Annotated in this window: 13 protein-coding genes and 1 pseudogene; 2 read left to right on the top strand and 12 right to left on the bottom strand. The window is 65.8% G+C overall.

Going from position 1 to position 16113, the window contains the following annotated elements; translation table 11 throughout:
- The first annotated feature begins 16 nt into the window (after window positions 1-16).
- Entirely contained in the window at window positions 17-823 is an 807-nt protein-coding gene (hisF, locus tag QZ408_RS09525; protein ID WP_292491178.1) for an imidazole glycerol phosphate synthase subunit HisF, read from the top strand.
- Here hisF and pheT read toward each other — a convergent pair.
- The 4 genes from pheT to endA are packed head-to-tail and all read right to left on the bottom strand — an operon-like array spanning window position 780 to window position 6146.
- Complete coding sequence (pheT, locus tag QZ408_RS09520) at window positions 780-2420, bottom strand: phenylalanine--tRNA ligase subunit beta (protein WP_292491177.1); 1641 nt, start codon at window positions 2418-2420, stop codon at window positions 780-782. The genes hisF and pheT overlap by 44 nt on opposite strands.
- Window position 2421: 1 nt before the next feature.
- The gene (locus QZ408_RS09515) at window positions 2422-3867 is read right to left on the bottom strand and encodes a phenylalanine--tRNA ligase subunit alpha (protein ID WP_292491176.1); all 1446 of its coding nucleotides are present in this window, start codon (window positions 3865-3867) and stop codon (window positions 2422-2424) included.
- Between the two features lies 1 nt (window position 3868).
- Window positions 3869-5125 (bottom strand): tryptophan--tRNA ligase, encoded by a 1257-nt coding sequence (locus tag QZ408_RS09510; protein ID WP_292491175.1) that lies wholly within the window; start codon window positions 5123-5125, stop codon window positions 3869-3871.
- Window positions 5126-5135: 10 nt separating this feature from the next.
- Window positions 5136-6146 carry a tRNA-intron lyase gene (gene endA / locus QZ408_RS09505; RefSeq protein WP_292491174.1) on the bottom strand — a complete coding sequence of 337 codons (1011 nt, stop codon included), beginning with the start codon at window positions 6144-6146 and terminating at the stop codon, window positions 5136-5138.
- Between the two features lie 132 nt (window positions 6147-6278).
- On the opposite strand from endA, the gene QZ408_RS09500 reads away from it, so the two are divergent.
- Entirely contained in the window at window positions 6279-7484 is a 1206-nt protein-coding gene (locus QZ408_RS09500; RefSeq protein WP_292491173.1) for a hypothetical protein, read from the top strand.
- A gap of 37 nt (window positions 7485-7521) precedes the next feature.
- Here QZ408_RS09500 and QZ408_RS09495 read toward each other — a convergent pair whose 3' ends face one another.
- The 8 genes and pseudogenes from QZ408_RS09495 to QZ408_RS09460 form a co-directional block, all read right to left on the bottom strand.
- Window positions 7522-10263, bottom strand: coding sequence for a PKD domain-containing protein (locus QZ408_RS09495; protein ID WP_292491172.1), 2742 nt, complete (start codon window positions 10261-10263; stop codon window positions 7522-7524).
- A gap of 36 nt (window positions 10264-10299) precedes the next feature.
- A complete protein-coding gene (locus QZ408_RS09490) occupies window positions 10300-10425 on the bottom strand; it encodes a hypothetical protein (protein ID WP_292491171.1) in 126 nt (41 codons plus the stop codon).
- Window positions 10426-10534: 109 nt separating this feature from the next.
- Window positions 10535-11383 carry a deoxyribonuclease IV gene (locus QZ408_RS09485; RefSeq protein ID WP_292491170.1) on the bottom strand — a complete coding sequence of 283 codons (849 nt, stop codon included), beginning with the start codon at window positions 11381-11383 and terminating at the stop codon, window positions 10535-10537.
- Window positions 11384-11408: 25 nt separating this feature from the next.
- Complete coding sequence (locus QZ408_RS09480; RefSeq protein WP_292491169.1) at window positions 11409-12377, bottom strand: isocitrate/isopropylmalate family dehydrogenase; 969 nt, start codon at window positions 12375-12377, stop codon at window positions 11409-11411.
- Window positions 12355-13179: a hypothetical protein gene (locus tag QZ408_RS09475; protein WP_292491168.1), complete on the bottom strand. Its 825-nt coding sequence runs from the start codon at window positions 13177-13179 to the stop codon at window positions 12355-12357. The genes QZ408_RS09480 and QZ408_RS09475 overlap by 23 nt, the downstream gene beginning before the upstream one ends.
- Window positions 13176-13646 carry a 3-isopropylmalate dehydratase gene (locus QZ408_RS09470; protein WP_292491167.1) on the bottom strand — a complete coding sequence of 157 codons (471 nt, stop codon included), beginning with the start codon at window positions 13644-13646 and terminating at the stop codon, window positions 13176-13178. The genes QZ408_RS09475 and QZ408_RS09470 overlap by 4 nt, the downstream gene beginning before the upstream one ends.
- On the bottom strand, window positions 13646-14857 hold the full coding sequence (locus QZ408_RS09465; protein ID WP_292491166.1) for a 3-isopropylmalate dehydratase/homoaconitate hydratase family large subunit: 1212 nt from the start codon (window positions 14855-14857) through the stop codon (window positions 13646-13648). Before QZ408_RS09465 ends, QZ408_RS09470 begins: the two co-directional genes overlap by 1 nt.
- Window positions 14854-15977, bottom strand: a pseudogene (locus QZ408_RS09460) (homocitrate synthase family protein). Before QZ408_RS09460 ends, QZ408_RS09465 begins: the two are co-directional and overlap by 4 nt.
- Window positions 15978-16113 lie beyond the last annotated feature (136 nt).

Raw genomic sequence — 16113 nt, 5'->3', positions numbered from 1 at the left:
CTCCCACCCAGTAGGCATGGTTCTGACGAAGCGGATCATCCCCTGCCTGGACCTCAAGGACGGGCGGGTTGTCAAGGGCACGCACTTCGTCGGCCTGCGCGACGCGGGCGATCCCGTCGCGCTGGCCCAGCGCTACAACGAGCAGGGTGCGGACGAGGTGGTCTTCCTCGATATCGCCGCCACCAGAGAGGGGCGGGGCGCCATCATCGACGTGATCCAGCGGGCGGCAGACGAGCTCTTCCTTCCGCTCACCGTCGGCGGCGGCATCCGGACGATCGACGACATGCAGCAGATCCTCCGGGCGGGCGCGGACAAGGTGAGCATCAACTCCAGCGCCGTAAAGGACCCGGAACTGATCTCGCGGGGGGCGGAGCGGTTCGGCACGCAGGCGATCGTCGTCGCCATAGACGTCCGGCGAAACTATGAGATGGAACCGGAGAAAAACCCCATCCCCCTTGCCGACGGGCGGGAGTGCTGGTACGAGGTCGTGACCCACGGCGGGAGCAGGGCGACGGGGCTTGACGCCGTCGCCTGGGCGCGCGAGGCCGAGGAGCGCGGGGCCGGCGAGATCCTCCTCACCAGTATGGAGACCGACGGGACAAGAGAGGGGTTCGATATCCCGATCACCGCGGCGGTCTCGGCAGCGGTCGGGATACCGGTGGTCGCAAGCGGCGGCGTGGGCACGCTCGAACACTTCTACGATGGATTTGCAAAAGGAAAGGCCGATGCCTGCCTCGCGGCAAGCGTCTTCCACTACGGTGAATTCACCGTCCGCGAGGTCAAGGAGTACCTGGCGGGACGGGGTATCCCGGTACGGCTGTAAGGTCAAGCGCGAACGCCGCGACCGAATGCTCAAGGTCGAACGCGTTCAGGACGGTCGGGTGGATCTCCCCGAACACCCCAACTCTTCTTCCATCAACGATGATATCCCCGCGACGACCGTCGATGAATGCGGGATCGGTCGATTCCGTGACCGTATAGGAGAGCGAGAGCTCCCGGCAGAGGACGTCCGCCGCGGCGTAGGCCTCCGAGAAGTCGGCCGCCGGATGAATGCTCGCCGCCGCAACCATCTGGGAGGTGACGCAGTCCTCGACCACGTCGCCCACCGCAAAGAGACGTTGCGGGAGCTCGCGGTGCTTGTTCGCCTGGAGCATCTCCATGAGCAGGGGAAGAAGGTCGGTCCGGACTACCGTCTGCTCCTCGCTGATCGGGTGAAGCACCCGGAGGGTCCCGGGCAGGGGCTCCCGCTGCATCTTCGCATAAAGCACCCGCTCGTTTGAGAGGGTGAACGGCATCATCTCAAGGTACCCAAGACCGGTCATCACCGACCGGACCGCTCCCGCGATGGTGGTGATCGGGTGCTCCTCTGCGACCGTGGAGGTCGGCGGGAGGGCGGCATCGAAGTTCTCAAAGCCGTAGGCGATCGCCACGTCTTCAAAGACGTCCCAATCGTGGAGGATGTCTGAGCGGTAACACGGGACGAAGACCCGGACCTGGGACGCGCCGTCTGGTTCGGCCCCAAACCGCATCCGGCGAAGGAGCCTCACCATCTCCTGCGGCATGAGAGGGATGCCGAGGAGGGAGGCGCACTCCTCGACCGAGACGACCCTTTCTGCGGGGGCAAGCGTCGGCATCTCCTCGCCCTCGACCTTCACCGTCTCGATCGTCGCCCCGGCCTCGGCGAGCGCGGTGCAGATGATATTCACCGCCGTCATCACTGCTTTCCTGTCGGTGCCGGTGCAGTCGAGCAGGATGTTCTTCGTCGTCGTCGTGACCCTTGTCAACTCGCCGTTGATGATGGGGGGAAAGGAGAGCACCCGGTCTTTTGCATCGACGATCAGGGGGAACCGGGGGAACCCCTCCACGAGGCGGGCGTAGTCCCGGCCTTTCGGGTGGTCGGTGAGGATCTCCTCCATGGTCATCTCCCGCTCGAAGTCCAGCGGGATGAAGGACCGGTCCCGGGGGGAGGCGATGTAACGGAACGGCGGCGTGACCGCGTCGAGGTCGTGGACGCCGATCGCCACCTTGGCCCGCCCGCGCCCGACCGCCCAGTGGAGGGCTTCCTGGAGGCTCATCAGGCTCTCGATCGCCTCTTCGTCGAAGTCGACGTTCCGGATCACCGCTGATCCGAGGTACGGCCGGATGCCGGCAAGGTCTGGGTCGACCGAGAACGTGATGCCGGAGGGACGGACGGTATAGACCGGGAGCCCCTCCTCGATCCCGAGGAACCCGCGCAACGCCCGGGCGACGCCCTCAGGGGAGTAGAGGTCGGGACGGTCGGGGAAGAACTCGACGTCTACGTGGTCTTCCTCGATCCGTTCGATGTCGGCCCCGATCATCGGGACACGGTTGATGATCGTCTGCCGGTCGGTCCCGGTCAGCCGTTCCATGTACCGGTAGGGCAACGTGATTATCGCCATCTCACCGCCTCCCGCTGTAGGTGGGCGTCTCCCGGATCCACTCGACGTCACTCCGGTAGAGCTGCCGGAGATCCCGGAGGCCGAGCCGGAGCATCGCCACCCGGCTGATCCCGAGCCCCCACGCGAGGACCGGGTGCTCGATACCGAAGGGCGCGGTCACCTCCTGCCGGAAAATCCCCGCCCCACCGAGCTCCACCCACCCGAGCCCGTCGACGTAGACCTCGGGCTCCACGGAGGGTTCGGTGTAGGGGAAGTACCCGGGGCGAAACCTGACCTTCTCAAAACCCATCTTGGCGTAGAACTCCTTGAGGAACCCGAGGAGGTGGCGGAAGTTGACGCCTTCGTCCATGACGATGCCTTCGAGCTGCTCGAACTCCGCAAGATGGGTGGGGTCGATCGCCTCCCGCCGGTAGACCCGGCCGATGCAGAACGCCCTCACCGGCGGTTTTGGGTGCTTTGCGAGGTGCTGGATGGAGAGGCTTGTCGTATGGGTCCGGAGCACGCACTGCTCTGCCTTTGCGGCGCTCCAGGTGCCTCCCCACCCGGCAGAAGAGGTCTCGCCCCCGTGCTCGTGCATATCACGGACGCGCTCATACCCCTCCGGGAGCGGCCAGCGCTCGCCGAGGAAGAACGTGTCCTGCATCTCCCGCGCCGGGTGGTCCTGCGGCTGGAAGAGGGCGTCAAAGTTCCAGAACGAGCTCTGCACGATACCGCCCGCCATCTCCGTAAATCCCATGTCAAAGAGGATACGGCGCATCTCGTCGAGAATGCGCTGGTAGGGGTGGACCTTTCCCGGGTAGGCGCGCTTCGGGATTTTCCTGACATCGTAGCGCCGGAGGGGGAGATCCTTCCACGCGCCGGAGAGAATCTGGTCACGGGTGAGCGTGCCTGCCTCTTCCTGGAGGTCGAGCCCTTTCGCGAGGAGATCCCGGCCCAGAGGCGTGATCGAGACGGTATAGATGACGGTCTCCTCCTCCTGCACGAGCCCGCGCCGGAGGAGGTCGGCAACTCCTTCGCCGTCCTCGACCGAACCGCTCTCGCTTGCCCGGGCAAACGCGATCTCATCAGGTCCGGGAGCGGCGTTGCCGGTCTTCTGCACGACCCCATCCCGGATGGCGATCCAGCCTTTCTTCCGCATCCAGCCGATCCCGATCTTTGCGAGCGGGTGCGCCTGGAGGTCCCGCATCGGGATGGTCTCCTCGAAACTCTCAAGCACCTGCCGCTCGGGAAGGCCCTTCCCGACGTAGGCCCGCCCCTCGTCGGTCGGGACATACCGCCGGGAGACGTGCTTTTCGACGTCCACAAGCCCCCGCTCGCCGGCAAGGTTTGCATACTGCACCACCGCCTCCCGGCGGGAGTCCATCAGGTCGGCAAGGGCGGCCACATCGGCCGACCCCACCGGTCCCAAGGCGGCCAGGAGTCTCTTTTCGTTTAACGTCAGTTCCACATCACACCTCCTCTGCAAGGTGTTCAACTGCATCCATCTTATCCCGCAGATCCGCGAGGAACGCCTGCACGCGTTCATATGTCTCTTTCTTACACTGCCCGCAGGTGAGCTCGCCGCTCTCGCACCGGCGGCGGAGGTCGGCAAGTTCCACGTCGTCCTCGAGCATGTGGAAGAGATTTAAGAGGTAGATCGGGCAGGAGCCGGGCTCGCCCCCAAGGCGCCTCTGCTCCTCAAGCGTCATCCTTCCTCCGGTCAGCGCACCCATGATCTTCTTCTTGACTGACTTTTCGGGCTCATAGAACCCGAAGAGGCTCTCGGGTACGCTGCTCGACATCTTCCCGCCCCGGAGGCCGGGCATGAAGATGTGGTAGGTCGACGAGGGAAGGTAGAACCCGAACCCCCCGTGGGCAAGCTCGATCTCGCGGACGGTGTCCTCGACCCTTCCTGACGGCACCCCGGTGACGTCCACGTGGCCCGCGTACTTCTTTGAGCCGCAAAACGTGCGGTGGACGGCTTCGAGAGCCGCTTCGGGGGCATTCTTCGACCTGACGCTGACGTGGTCGCCGCGGTCTTCGACCGTGAACATCCTGAGTTTATAGGCCACGTCCCGGGTGAGCCGGATGTGCGGATCCTGGTCGAGGCCGACCGGAACGACCGTAGGAGCCGGGCCGGCGTCGAGCTGCGGGAAGAGGATATCGGCCACCTGGGTGATGACGCTCATCGCGTGCGAAAGCGTTGTCTCAGGCCCAAACCCGTAGATCGCCGTAAGTTCCGAGAAGTTCACCTTCGTGGACGCCTCGAACGCGAGGTCTTTTAAGCGCTCGTTCTTGCTCTGGTAGTAAGTTGTGCCACGGAAGCCGAGGGCGTAGAGGGCTTTAAGGTACTCCTTCCCGTACTCGCGGCACTTCTCCCACGATATGCCGCGGACCGCGTGCGCCTCCCGGTCGGCGATTGCCACGTAGCCGTTCCCGCCCTGCTGGACGTGCCAGACCACCTCCTTCATGACCATCAGGTGCCCGAGGTGCGGGAGGCCTGAAGGCATGAACCCGGTCAGCACGTGAAACGGGGTGCGGTTCCGGATGGCGTCGACGATCAGGCCGTAGTCCCGGTGTCCGACGACAACACCCCTGCGCATAAACGGCGGTACCTCGGGAAGCCTTCGCGCGACCTCACCGACAGGCTCGATGCCGAACTCGGCAAAGAGTCGATCTACATCGACGGTCTGGTTACTCGACCACGGATTCATTCCGGACTGCATGGACGGACGCTCACAGTTTGATTCGGGCGAATTCGACGTACCTGATATCGGTATTGTATATGCAGGCAAACAACATCTTCTTTTTGACGCTGTGAGCAAGCCTGACCGACCGGGAGACGGCGCTCATCGGCGTGGAGGTCCCGGAAGGGACGGCGTGGACAAGCATCTCGGAGTGGGTCTTCTTCCCGGAGTAGACCCGGAAGTGGTGGCCGAACTTGTACCCGGTCCTCGGGATGTAGCCTTTCTCCCGGAGATCGGAGAAGACCCGCTCTTTCTCGCGGAGCTCGATGTCTTTTTCGGCCGCCGCAGCGAGGAACTGCTCTGCGGTCATCGGCTCCCCATCCCGCGTGACGGTGAGGCAACCCTTGCGCATGAGATAGATCGATTCGACCGGGCGGAGGAGGAGCCTCTCAGGGTCAAGCCGTTTGCCGTACCAGTCCTCCTCGAGGGATGTCCCCGGGGGCAGGTGGGCGAGCGCGTAGGTGCCGAAGAGGGAGGCCTCGACCGGTGTGTCGCACCTGGCCGGCTCCCCGACGCCGGGGAGGTCCTGCACCCGCACCTCGTAGTAGGTCAGTTCATCCTCGTCGTCCACGACCGCGAGGAGGTACTGTTTCCTCATGTTGACCGCGGCAAGCACGTCCTGGCCCAGCCGCTCGAAATCGACAAGATCCCGCTCGGAGAGGACCCGGATCAGGTACTGGGACCTGCCGGCCCCGGGCTTGTGGCCGCGGCGGAAGACGCGGAAGTCGTGCGGGCCGGGCTGGACAACGTATCCCCGTTCGCGGATGTCGCGGTAGACGAGATACCGGCGGACAAAATTCGGCTGGCCGGCGAAGAGGCCGAGCAGGGTATCAAAGCCGAAATCCTTCACGTCGATCTTGCTGCGCTCCATGAGGTAGAGCGCCTCTTCAGGAGAGAGCCGGAGGCCGGTTCCCTCGAGCCTCCCGTACCCCCCTTGCTCGTAGAGCGTGCGTCCTTCGCCACCAAGACGCACCCAGGTTCCGTCGAATGTCGCCAACACGTGGTAGAACTATAGGAGGTTTGTCTTCTTTAATGGATTGCCGGCGCGGGGGCGCACCGGCACGGCACCTGGTCCGGGCGAGGGAAGACCACTAAATTTTTGGCATGCCGGGCCGCACCAGTGATCGATTCCATGACGGAAAGATACCGATACTTCCGGCAGCCCGGGCCCATCATGGTGGCGCTGCTCGTAGCGGCGGTGATGATGGTCTCTGCTGCCTCTGCAAGCGAGATCGCTTTGCCGGTCGCCTGGAACGTAACGTTCTCACCGGAGGAGAACAGCAAGTTCGACGCCGTCGCAGGCACAGCGGACGGCGGTTATATCGTTCTCGGCTCAACCCTCACGGGATCCGGCGAAGACCTGCTGCTCGTAAAGACCGACGGCCGGGGGAACGAGATATGGACGGAGAGGTTCCCCGGCATGGCGGCAGCCTCTGTTGCCGAGACCACTGATGGCGGGTACATCGTCGCCGGATACAACGCTACGGCCGGGCAGGACCAGAACGCCGCCCGCCAGGGCAGTTCGCTCCTGATCAGGACCGATGCCGCCGGGAAGGAGGAGTGGCGGCAGGTTCTGCAAAACGAGAAGGTATCAGTGGTCCGGCCGACCGCTGACGGCGGCTACGTCATCACCGGGTGGCTCTGGGACCTGCCTGGATCGGCGAACGATACGACCGCGGTCATCACGAAGACCGACGGCAACGGCACGCCCACCTGGAGCCGGACGTTCCCCGGAGCCGCAGCAAACACAGGAATCGTGACTGCCGACGGCGGATACGTCATAGGCGGCACGAAGTCGCCCTTCACCTACGATCTCGGGGACGCGTTCCTCATCCGTCTCGACGCCGGCGGCAACACGCTCTGGGAGAAGAATTACGCCGTCCCGGTCATCTTCGACGTTGAAGAGACCGGGAAGGGCGGATTCGTCTATTCAGGGAACTTCTGGTACGGCCTCGTCGACGCGAAAGGAGAGGAGGTCTGGCTCCGGAATATGGAGGGGCTCGCCGGCTACGCCGTCGCCCTGCGGCCCGCCGGGGGATACATGATCGCAGGCACCGATATCAGGAGCGGCGAGGCCTTCGCCTTCGGGACCGACGGGGATGGGATAGTACGGTGGAAGACGACGATCCCGGGCGCCAGGGTCTACGCGGCAGACAGCGCCCCCGGCGGCTACGTCCTTGCAGGCATCCGGCAGGTTCCACCCGCGATGGGTGCCGCCTGGCTGGCCGGCCTCGAAGAGGCCCCGGCATCAACCCCGGCGGCACCGGGATTCGGTGCGATCGCTGCCGGGGCGGCGCTGCTCCTCCTCCTGCTCGCGGGGAGGACGAGGAGAGAGTGACCCTCTCTCTTCCCTTATTTTTTGCCGACCGGGTGTTTCAGGGGTTTCCTTTCCGCAAGTAGATCAACACCCCCGCTCCCACGATGACGAGGGCGAGCAGACCGGGGACAAGGGCCCGATCCAGAGGGCCCGGTCCGGCCTCCGGCCGGGAGGGGGTGGCGGCCGCGGCAACCTCCGCCGGGCCACCCCCGGGCACCCCGACGAAGAGCGCGTACTGACTGAAGTGCGAGACTTCTGCCGTGACGCTCCGGGTCTCCGGGTGGACGACGGTGGGAACCTCCTCCCATGCGCCCACAGACCGGTTGTACCACTGAACCAGAATTCCGTTTTGCCCGCCGGAGACGGTATCCCACCGCTCCTCCGTGAAGTTGAATGCCAGGGTCACCGGGGGTGAGAAGGCGGCACCGTCCGGCCCGGCGGTGCAGGCATACCCGCTGAATGCGTACGTCCCCGCTCCCGGTGCCTCTGGCAGGTCGAGCGGATCGAGCGCTTTGAGGGTCACCGTGCGAAGCGGGTTCCCGGCGGCGTCAACAGCCCTGACACCCTCGGCGATGATGAGGCTCGCAACACCGTCGGGCGAACCGATCCGGACGAACCGGCTCACAAGGCCGGTCTCCCCGAGGAGGAGCGTGCCGGGTTTGACCGTTTCCGGAGGAGAGGTCGGCGCCGCGGTCGCGACCGCGGTCGGTGCCGGCGTGTTCCAGTGCGGGTTTGTCCAGCCGGAACCACCGCCGCCTCCGCCACCCCCTCCGCCACCGCCGCCTCCTGTCGAGACCTGGGTCGGTGCCGGCGTTGCCGGGGCGGGATGGACGACTACGTACCCGGTCTTCGCCGTGGTGCTCTTATTGGCGGCGTTCTCTACGGTCAGGTTGACGGTATAGTTCCCGGCGGCGGTGTAGGTGTGCGAGGGGTGGCGATCGGTCGAGGTCCCCCCGTCGCCAAAACTCCAGGCCCAGGCAGACGGCTCCCCGGGGGAAGTGTCGGTGAACGTAACCGTGAGGGGGGCCGTGCCGTTCCGGGGGGCGGCATGGAATTCGGCGGTGAGGTTTGCGGTCAGCGGTTCAAGGACCGTTATATAACCGGCCCGGGCCGTCGTGTTCTCTCCGGCATCGTTTGCGACAGTCAGAGAGACGGTGTAGGTGCCGGCTGCCGCATAGGTGTGCTCCGGGTTCTGCTCTGCGGAGGTTCCGCCGTCACCGAAACGCCAGGACCATGCTTTGATATCGCCGGCCGAGGTGTCCGTGAACCGGACGGTGAGCGGTGCTGTCCCGTTCCGGGTATCGGCCCGAAATGAGGCCGAAGGGGACTCAACCACGGTGATGCAGGCGGGTTTCGTGATGTTCGTGCTGCCTGCCGCGTTCCCGGCGGTCAGGCTGACGGTATAGTTCCCGACTGCCGCGTAGGTGTGCTTTGGGTTCTGCTCTGCGGAGGTTCCGCCGTCGCCGAACTCCCAGAGCCAGGCGGCGGGGCTGTTCGTCGATTCATCCATGAACTGCACAACAAGCGGCGCACCGCCCGATACCGGCGAGGCGGAGAAACCGGCGGCCGGGGGTCTGGGCAGGTCTGCCCGGATGAGATCGATCTTTGTTGCGGTGTCGGCCCCGAACCGGCCGCTCACCCTGAGCGAGACGGTATAGTTGCCGGCGTTCTCGTAGGTGTGCTCCGGGTTCTGCTCCGGAGAGGTTCCGCCGTCGCCGAACTCCCACTCCCACTCCTCCAGGCTGCCGGTGGACCGGTCGGTGAACCTGACGGTGAGCGGGACCATGCCGGCGGTCGGATCCGCCGCGAACTCCGCCACCGGCGGAGCGCCGCCGGTGTAGATGAAACTGTAAATATCCGCGTCTGCGCCACGGCCGTTCTGCCAGACGACCGTGTTGCCGCTGACGGCAGGGTAGAGTTGCTCCCAGGGGGAAGGGGCAAGGGACATCTGCACCTCCGGGCCGAGGGAGAGGTCACAGATGTAGATGTTCCACACCCCGCCCCGTTTATCCTCCCAGGCGACGATCTCCCCGTCGATTGCCGGGGAGACCTGGTCGGCAGGGTCGTCGGTGATCCGGTACTCCCGGTCGCCGTCGAGGTCGAAGACGTAGATATCGGACGCCCCGTTCCGGTAATCCTCCCAGGAGACGAGGCTCCCCGATATCGCGGGGTAGGTCTGCCGTTCATCGTCCCGGGTCACCTGCCTTTTATCCCCGGTCGAGATCGCGTATACCCAGATATCCCCGCCCCCGGTACTCTCCTCCCAGGCGACGTACTCGTCCGAGAGCGCCGGTTTCCATTCAGTCACGGGCGAGCAGTCAAGATAGGTTTCCCGGCCGGTCGCGATCTCGTAGAGGCAGATATCGACGCTCCCCTTCCGCGTATCGTACCAGACGGCGTGGTCCCCGTGGACGACGGGCATCCTCTGGCCGGTCGTGCTGTTCGTGACTCGTCTCTCGCCGCCGGAGGGCGAGAAGAGGTAGATCTCGGTGTTCCCGTGTCGTTGGTCCTGCCAGAAGATATAGTCGCCCGACACCGACGGGTACTCCTGCCCGGCATAGCCGTCCGTAATTCTCCGGCCGTCGCTGCCGGGAGTGGTGGAGTAGTAGATGTACCTCCCGTCCCGTCCGTCCTCCCAGACGATCATACCGCCGTCGATATCCGGACGCTCCTGTGATCCGGCGGCGGTGCAGAACGGCACCGTCTCCCCTGAAGCCGCCTCCACCGCGAGAACGGGCGGGGCCAGCAGTCCGGCGACGACGACGGCGCAGACTACCATTAACGCTCTATATTCTGCCATTCTCCAATCACCACGATGAGAACGCCCCCTTTCGCCTCATGCGATGGTGCCTGCAGGCAGGATGGAGACGGCGCCCCCGTCCCGCCGGCGTGCAAACTGAGAGCCTGCGGGGTGCCGGAAGACCACCGGGAACCCGCAGGATAAAGGGTTCGTGAACGGCATGATCGGGCTATAAATATTTATCTCTTGCGGCCCCGAGTTACCGGGACGGATGTTCGAACTTTTTATAAAAATGATGGAATATTATCCGGGTCGGGCCCTGCCAGATGGCTCACGCCCCGGCGAGTTCACGGACCTTCGCAATGTTCCCGTCGTCACCCCGCCGCCCGTCCACCGGCGTCTCGCAGATGAACGGGCGTCCCCTGACAGCCGGGTGACCGAGGATATGCCGGAACCCCTCCTCCCCGATAGACCCAAGCCCGATATGCTCGTGCCGGTCAAGCCCGCTCCCGAGGCTGCCCTTGCAGTCGTTGAGGTGGATGACGCGGAGGTGGGATAGACCGATCCGGTCGTCAAGCTCCCCGAACACCGCATCGACCCCCTCCCCGGCCCGGAGGTCGTAGCCGGCGGCAAAAGCGTGGCAGGTGTCGAAGCATATCCCGATCTTCCCTTCTGCACCGATACCATCGAAGATCCGGCCGAGATCCGCGATGGTCGACCCGACACTGTTCTTCTCGCCGGCGGTGTTCTCAAGGAGGAGCATCACGCTGTCTGCACCGGCCCCGGCAAGCGCCCGGTCGACGGCGGCGACGACCCGTTCCTGCCCGGCCTCAGTCCCGGCACCCCGGTGGTGGCCGAGGTGGGTCACGAGATAGGGTATCCCCAGGAGCTCGCACCGCTGGAGTTCTGCGGTGAGCGCCGCGACCGACTTTTCGTAGATCTCGTCGTCGGGCGATGCCGGGTTCGGGAGGTAGGGCATGTGGTCGACGACCGGACCGATGCCGGATGCATCTAACGCCTTCCGGAAAGCATCGACCGAGTCCGGGTCGAGGTCCTTCGCCTTCCAGCCCCGGGGGTTTCTGGAAAAGATCTGGAACGTGTCGCAGCCCGAATCAAGGGCTCTCCCGACCGCAAGGTCGATCGAGCCGGCGATGGAGACGTGGCATCCCACCAGCACCATAGCCTACACCTCGACGGGAAAGCGTTTAGGCCTTCCCCCGCCCGACCTCGCGGAGCACCGCCGCCCCGAACTCCCGGGTGCCGGCGGCCCCGCCGAGGTCGCGGGTCCGGATGCCCGCACGAAGCACCCGCATGACCGCCTCCTCGACGGCTGCTGCGGATGCAGGGTCGCCGAGGTGCGAAAGAAGCATCGCGCCGCTCCTGATCGCCGCGACGGGGTTTGCAACGTTCTTTCCCGCGATGTCGGGGGCGCTCCCGTGTACGGGCTCAAAGAGGGCGGCACGCTCCCCTATGTTTGCACTCGGGAGCATTCCGAGTCCCCCCACCAGGTATGCCGCGGCGTCGGAGAGGATGTCCCCGAACATATTGGTCGTCACGATCACGTCGTAGCGGTCCGGGTGCATCAGGAGGTCGAGACAGAGCGCGTCGATGTAACGGGCCGCGCAGGGAACTCCCGCCCGGGCGGCCACCGCCGTGCAGACCTCGACGAAGAGGCAATCCGACTTTAAGACGTTTGCCTTGTTCCCCACGGTGAGGTGCCGGCGGGACTTCGCGAGGGTGCAGGCGTATTCGGCGATCCGTTCGCTCCCCCGGCGGGAGACGACCCGGACGGTGCAGGAGCGGTCGGGCTCCGTCCACTCGATGCCGGAGTAGAGCCCCTCGGTGTTCTCCCGCACGATGACGACGTCGACCCCATCGCCCCGGATCGGGCGTACGTTCGCGTAGAGGTCGAGGGCGTGGCGGATCTGAAGCACGACGCTCCGATAACCGGGGTCCGGCGGCGTCGTGACGGCCCCAAAGAGGATGGCATCCGCTGACCCAAGGTCGACCATCGTCTCCTCCCCGCAGGCGCACCCGGTCCGCTCCCAGAGCCCGTAGCCCACCTCGACATCGAAGAACTCGAAGTCAGGACGTACGGCCGCGAGGATATCGCGGGCGACCGGGACAACCTCATGCCCGATCCCGTCGCCCTCAACGACCGCTACCTTCACCATCCCGCTCCCTCCATGCGGCCGTGACGCGCCGGACCGCCTCTGCAATATCCCCGGGTGATGCGCCCCAGTGGACCACCGCGCCGAACCTGCCGTTCCAGCGCCCGAGACCCCCCCGCTCGCTCCGGCAGCACCGGGCGATGAACGGCTCGGCCGCCACCGCCTCGAGCGGGCAGATGTTCTCCACGCCAACCTCTCCCCCATAGCACTCCCGCACCAGATCCCTCGCCGTCAGGCACCCCGCGACCCGGTCGCCCGGACGAACCGGGTCTGCATCAAGGGTGCGGGAGAAACCGGCCGCACGGCAGGGATAGACATCGGCCCCGATCTCCCTGATATCCCGGACGTGATGCTCGAAGACGACTTCGAGGTCGCCAAAGAGCCCTGTTCTCTCAAGGTCGAGGAGCGTGGCCGAGAGGTGGGGGCGGGGCGGGGAGATGTCGTAGACGTGGACCCAGAGGAACCCCGAAAGGTCCGGGTCGAGCACAAACGTGGTCTGACCGTCGTGGCCGAAGAACACGGTGCACCGGTGCCCGGACCGGAGCGCCGCCCTCACCAGGGATGTCCGGTCGTGGACGTTCACGAGATCCGGGTAACGGCAGACCTCATCGCCGGCGGCGAGCACCCGGGTGGAGAGGACGTCGCGCATCAAGCCGGTGCCGGCCGGGTCGGCTTCGACCTCGAGCACCTCCATGCCGCCCGGCCCGGTCTCGCGGACCAGGTAGCGCGAGAGGAAATAGACCCGCTCCCCGCACGGGGTGCCGTTCGCGATCCCGACATACTTGCAGTGCAGGGGAAAGATCACCGGCTTGACCTCCAGTACGGGACCAGTCCGCCGGCCCGGAGGATCGCGACCATCCTCGCCGAGAGCGGGCGGGCCGGGTAGCGCTCCCCGTCCACCTCCACCCATCCCGCATCAAGGTCGAAGGCGACGAAAGCCCCGTCGGTGCAGGCGACAGAGGCCTCGATCACCGGGAGACCCACGTTGACGGCGTTCCGGAAGAATATGCGGGCAAAGGACTCCGCAACGACCCCGACAACACCTGCCTCCCGGAGGGCGACCACCGCCTGCTCCCGGGACGACCCGCACCCCATGTTCCTCCCGGCGACGATGATTGCGCCCGATAGACGCCCGGCGAGCGCCGGGTCCAGGTCCTCAAAGACGTGCTCCGCCCAGACCGAGCGGTCCTTTGTCCGGAGGTAACGCCCCGCGATGATGAGGTCGGTGTCGATGTCGTTCCCGAGGCAGACCGCCGGCCCGACTCCCTGCATTACACCGCCTCCGGCACGGCGATTACGCCCGCGAGCGCGCTCGCGGCGGCGGTGGCGACCGACGAGAGGTAGATCTCGGCGCCCACGCCCATCCGGTTCCTGAAGTTCCGGTTGGCGGTCGAGAGGCAGACCTCGCCCTCCCCCATCACGCCCTCGTGCGCCCCGAGGCAGGGCCCGCACCCGGGCGGGGCCACCATGCACCCCGCGCCCACGATATCGGCAAGGACGCCGGTGGCGATCGCCCGGAGAAGCACCGCGCGGGAGGCGGGGACGACCAGGGTGCGGACCGCCACCTGCTTCCCCCGGACGATCCGGGCGAACCGGGCAAGGTCCTCGTAGCGGCCGTTCGTGCAGGTCCCGACGAAGACCTGGTCGATCTCTGTGCCCGCGACTTCTTCCGCCTCCCGGACGGTATCCACCCGATGCGGGACCGCAACAAGGGGCACGATGCCGGCAAGGTCGATCTCGATCTCCTGCTCGTAGCGGGATTCTTCCACCGCCTGGGGCGATGCCGCAACACCGTGCTCCGCAAGATGACGGACGGCGACCGCGTCGGCGTAAAACATGCCGGCCTTTGCCCCGGTCTCGACCGCCATGTTGCAGAGGGTCAGCCGCCCGTCCATGGAGATCCCCGGCGCTCCGTCGCCCACGAACTCCAGCGCCCGGTAGGTCGCCCCCTCCATACCGAGTTTTGCGACGTAAGCAAGGGCGACATCTTTTGCCTCCGCAGGACCATCGAGCCTTCCCGTGAGGTTGACCGCGATCGTCTCCGGCACCCGGAACCACGTGGCTCCCGACGCCCAGATCGCCGCCATATCGGTCGCTCCCACCCCGGTGGCAAACGCGCCGAGAGCGCCGAGGGTGCAGGTGTGGGAGTCGGCGCCCACGACAACCATGCCGGGCCGGACGACCCCCTCGCTCATCACCTGGTGGCAGATCCCTCCGCCAGCGTCCGAGAGGTCGATCCCTGAGGCCCGGGCATACCCGCGGAGCTCCGCCTGGAGCGTCGCCGTCGTCCCGGTGTTTGCCGGGACGATGTGGTCGAAGATGAGGCGCAGGCGCCCGGGATGCGGCAGCCGATCCACGCCCATCTCCCGGAGCGCCTCCCGGGTGAGGATGCCGGTCCCGTCGTGGGCGAAGGCAATATCGACCTCGTGGTCCACGTATGCCCCTGCCGGTGCACCGAGGATCCGTTCTGAGAGCGTGCTCACTGGAGGACCCCCACCTTCGCCTGCCTGAGGAACCCGCAGAGCACCTCCGGGGTGACGCTGCACTTCCCCTCGCTCCTCTGTTTGATCTGCTCAAGCACCCACCGTACCTGCCCGTCGGAGAGGATGAACCCGTAAGCCTTCGCGATATGCTCAAGCGCCCGCCTCCCGGTGTGCTTCCCGAGGACGAACCGCCGCTCGCCGCCCACCAGTTCGGGGGATGGACTCGTAGGTCGCCGGGTCCTCAAGGATAGCGGCGATGTGGATCCCGCTCTCGTGGGCAAAGGCGTTCTCGCCGACGATCGGCCGGGTGCGCTCCGGGGCCACGCCCGAACACCGGGCGACCAGCCGTGAGATATCCTGCAGGCGGGAGGTCGTAGCGGTCGACGCCGCCTTTCATCCTTAGCGCGACCAGCACCTGCTCAAGTGCCGCGTTCCCGGCACGCTCTCCGATGCCGTTGACGGTGGTGTGGAGCTGGAACGCCCGGCGGCCGCCGCCGTGATGGTGTTTGCGGCCGCAAACCCGAGATCGTTGTGACAGTGGATACAGAGCGGGTGATGAACGTCGTCGAGGATCCGGGAGATGACCGCGTGGATCTCAAGCGGGGTGAGGCATCCTACCGTATCGGCGAAACTGACGAGGTTAGCGCCGCATTCGGCGCCCCGGTTATACATCTCGATGAGGAACAGAGGATCGGTCCGGGAGGCGTCTTCTGCCGCGAACCGCACCTGCACACCGTGGTCGGATGCGACTCCACCATATCAAGGGCGTCCTCGAGCACCTCGGCGCGGGGCTTTCGTATTTGTGCCGGATGTGGAGGTCAGAGGTCGCGATGAAGATGCTGACCATATCAACGTCGCAGTCGAGGGCCGCCTCGATATCAGGCTTGAGCGCCCGTGCAAGGCAGCAGACCCGGGCGTCCAGATCGCTGTGCGCGATCGCGGTGACGCATTCCTTCTCCGCCGACGACACCACGGGAAACCCGGCCTCGATCACCTCCACGCCGATCTCGTCAAGCGCTCTTGCGATCGCTACCTTCTCATCACAGGTAAACGAGACGCCGGGAGTCTGCTCCCCGTCTCGCAGCGTTACATCACAGATCTCGATATTCCAGGGTTTCATGGTGCACCTCGAGGGCAGGTTCCTTTGATCACCACCGTCCGGGGTCCCTCCTCCGGGAGGGTGAGGCCTGGCGAAGCGCGCCCGCGTCGTCTGCGGCGCAGACGACCGGTCCGCCCAGGCGATGTAGCGAAGGGTA

Origin of the sequence: Methanoculleus sp. 10, assembly GCF_913757945.1 — an archaeon.
Taxonomy (GTDB): Archaea; Halobacteriota; Methanomicrobia; order Methanomicrobiales; family Methanoculleaceae; genus Methanoculleus.
The sequence above is the reverse complement of the archived record's forward strand: the minus strand, read 5'-3'. Positions and strand labels throughout refer to the sequence as shown.

Bases quoted from the DNA above. Each gene is read 5' to 3' on its own strand.
- hisF (WP_292491178.1), top strand. From the start codon at position 17: ATGGTTCTGACGAAGCGGATCATCCCCTGCCTGGACCTCAAGGACGGG.
- pheT (WP_292491177.1), bottom strand. From the start codon at position 2,420: ATGGCGATAATCACGTTGCCCTACCGGTACATGGAACGGCTGACCGGG.
- QZ408_RS09510 (WP_292491175.1), bottom strand. From the start codon at position 5,125: ATGCAGTCCGGAATGAATCCGTGGTCGAGTAACCAGACCGTCGATGTA.
- QZ408_RS09500 (WP_292491173.1), top strand. From the start codon at position 6,279: ATGACGGAAAGATACCGATACTTCCGGCAGCCCGGGCCCATCATGGTG.
- QZ408_RS09495 (WP_292491172.1), bottom strand. From the start codon at position 10,263: ATGGCAGAATATAGAGCGTTAATGGTAGTCTGCGCCGTCGTCGTCGCC.
- QZ408_RS09490 (WP_292491171.1), bottom strand. From the start codon at position 10,425: ATGCCGTTCACGAACCCTTTATCCTGCGGGTTCCCGGTGGTCTTCCGG.
- QZ408_RS09485 (WP_292491170.1), bottom strand. From the start codon at position 11,383: ATGGTGCTGGTGGGATGCCACGTCTCCATCGCCGGCTCGATCGACCTT.
- QZ408_RS09480 (WP_292491169.1), bottom strand. From the start codon at position 12,377: ATGGTGAAGGTAGCGGTCGTTGAGGGCGACGGGATCGGGCATGAGGTT.
- QZ408_RS09470 (WP_292491167.1), bottom strand. From the start codon at position 13,646: ATGCAGGGAGTCGGGCCGGCGGTCTGCCTCGGGAACGACATCGACACC.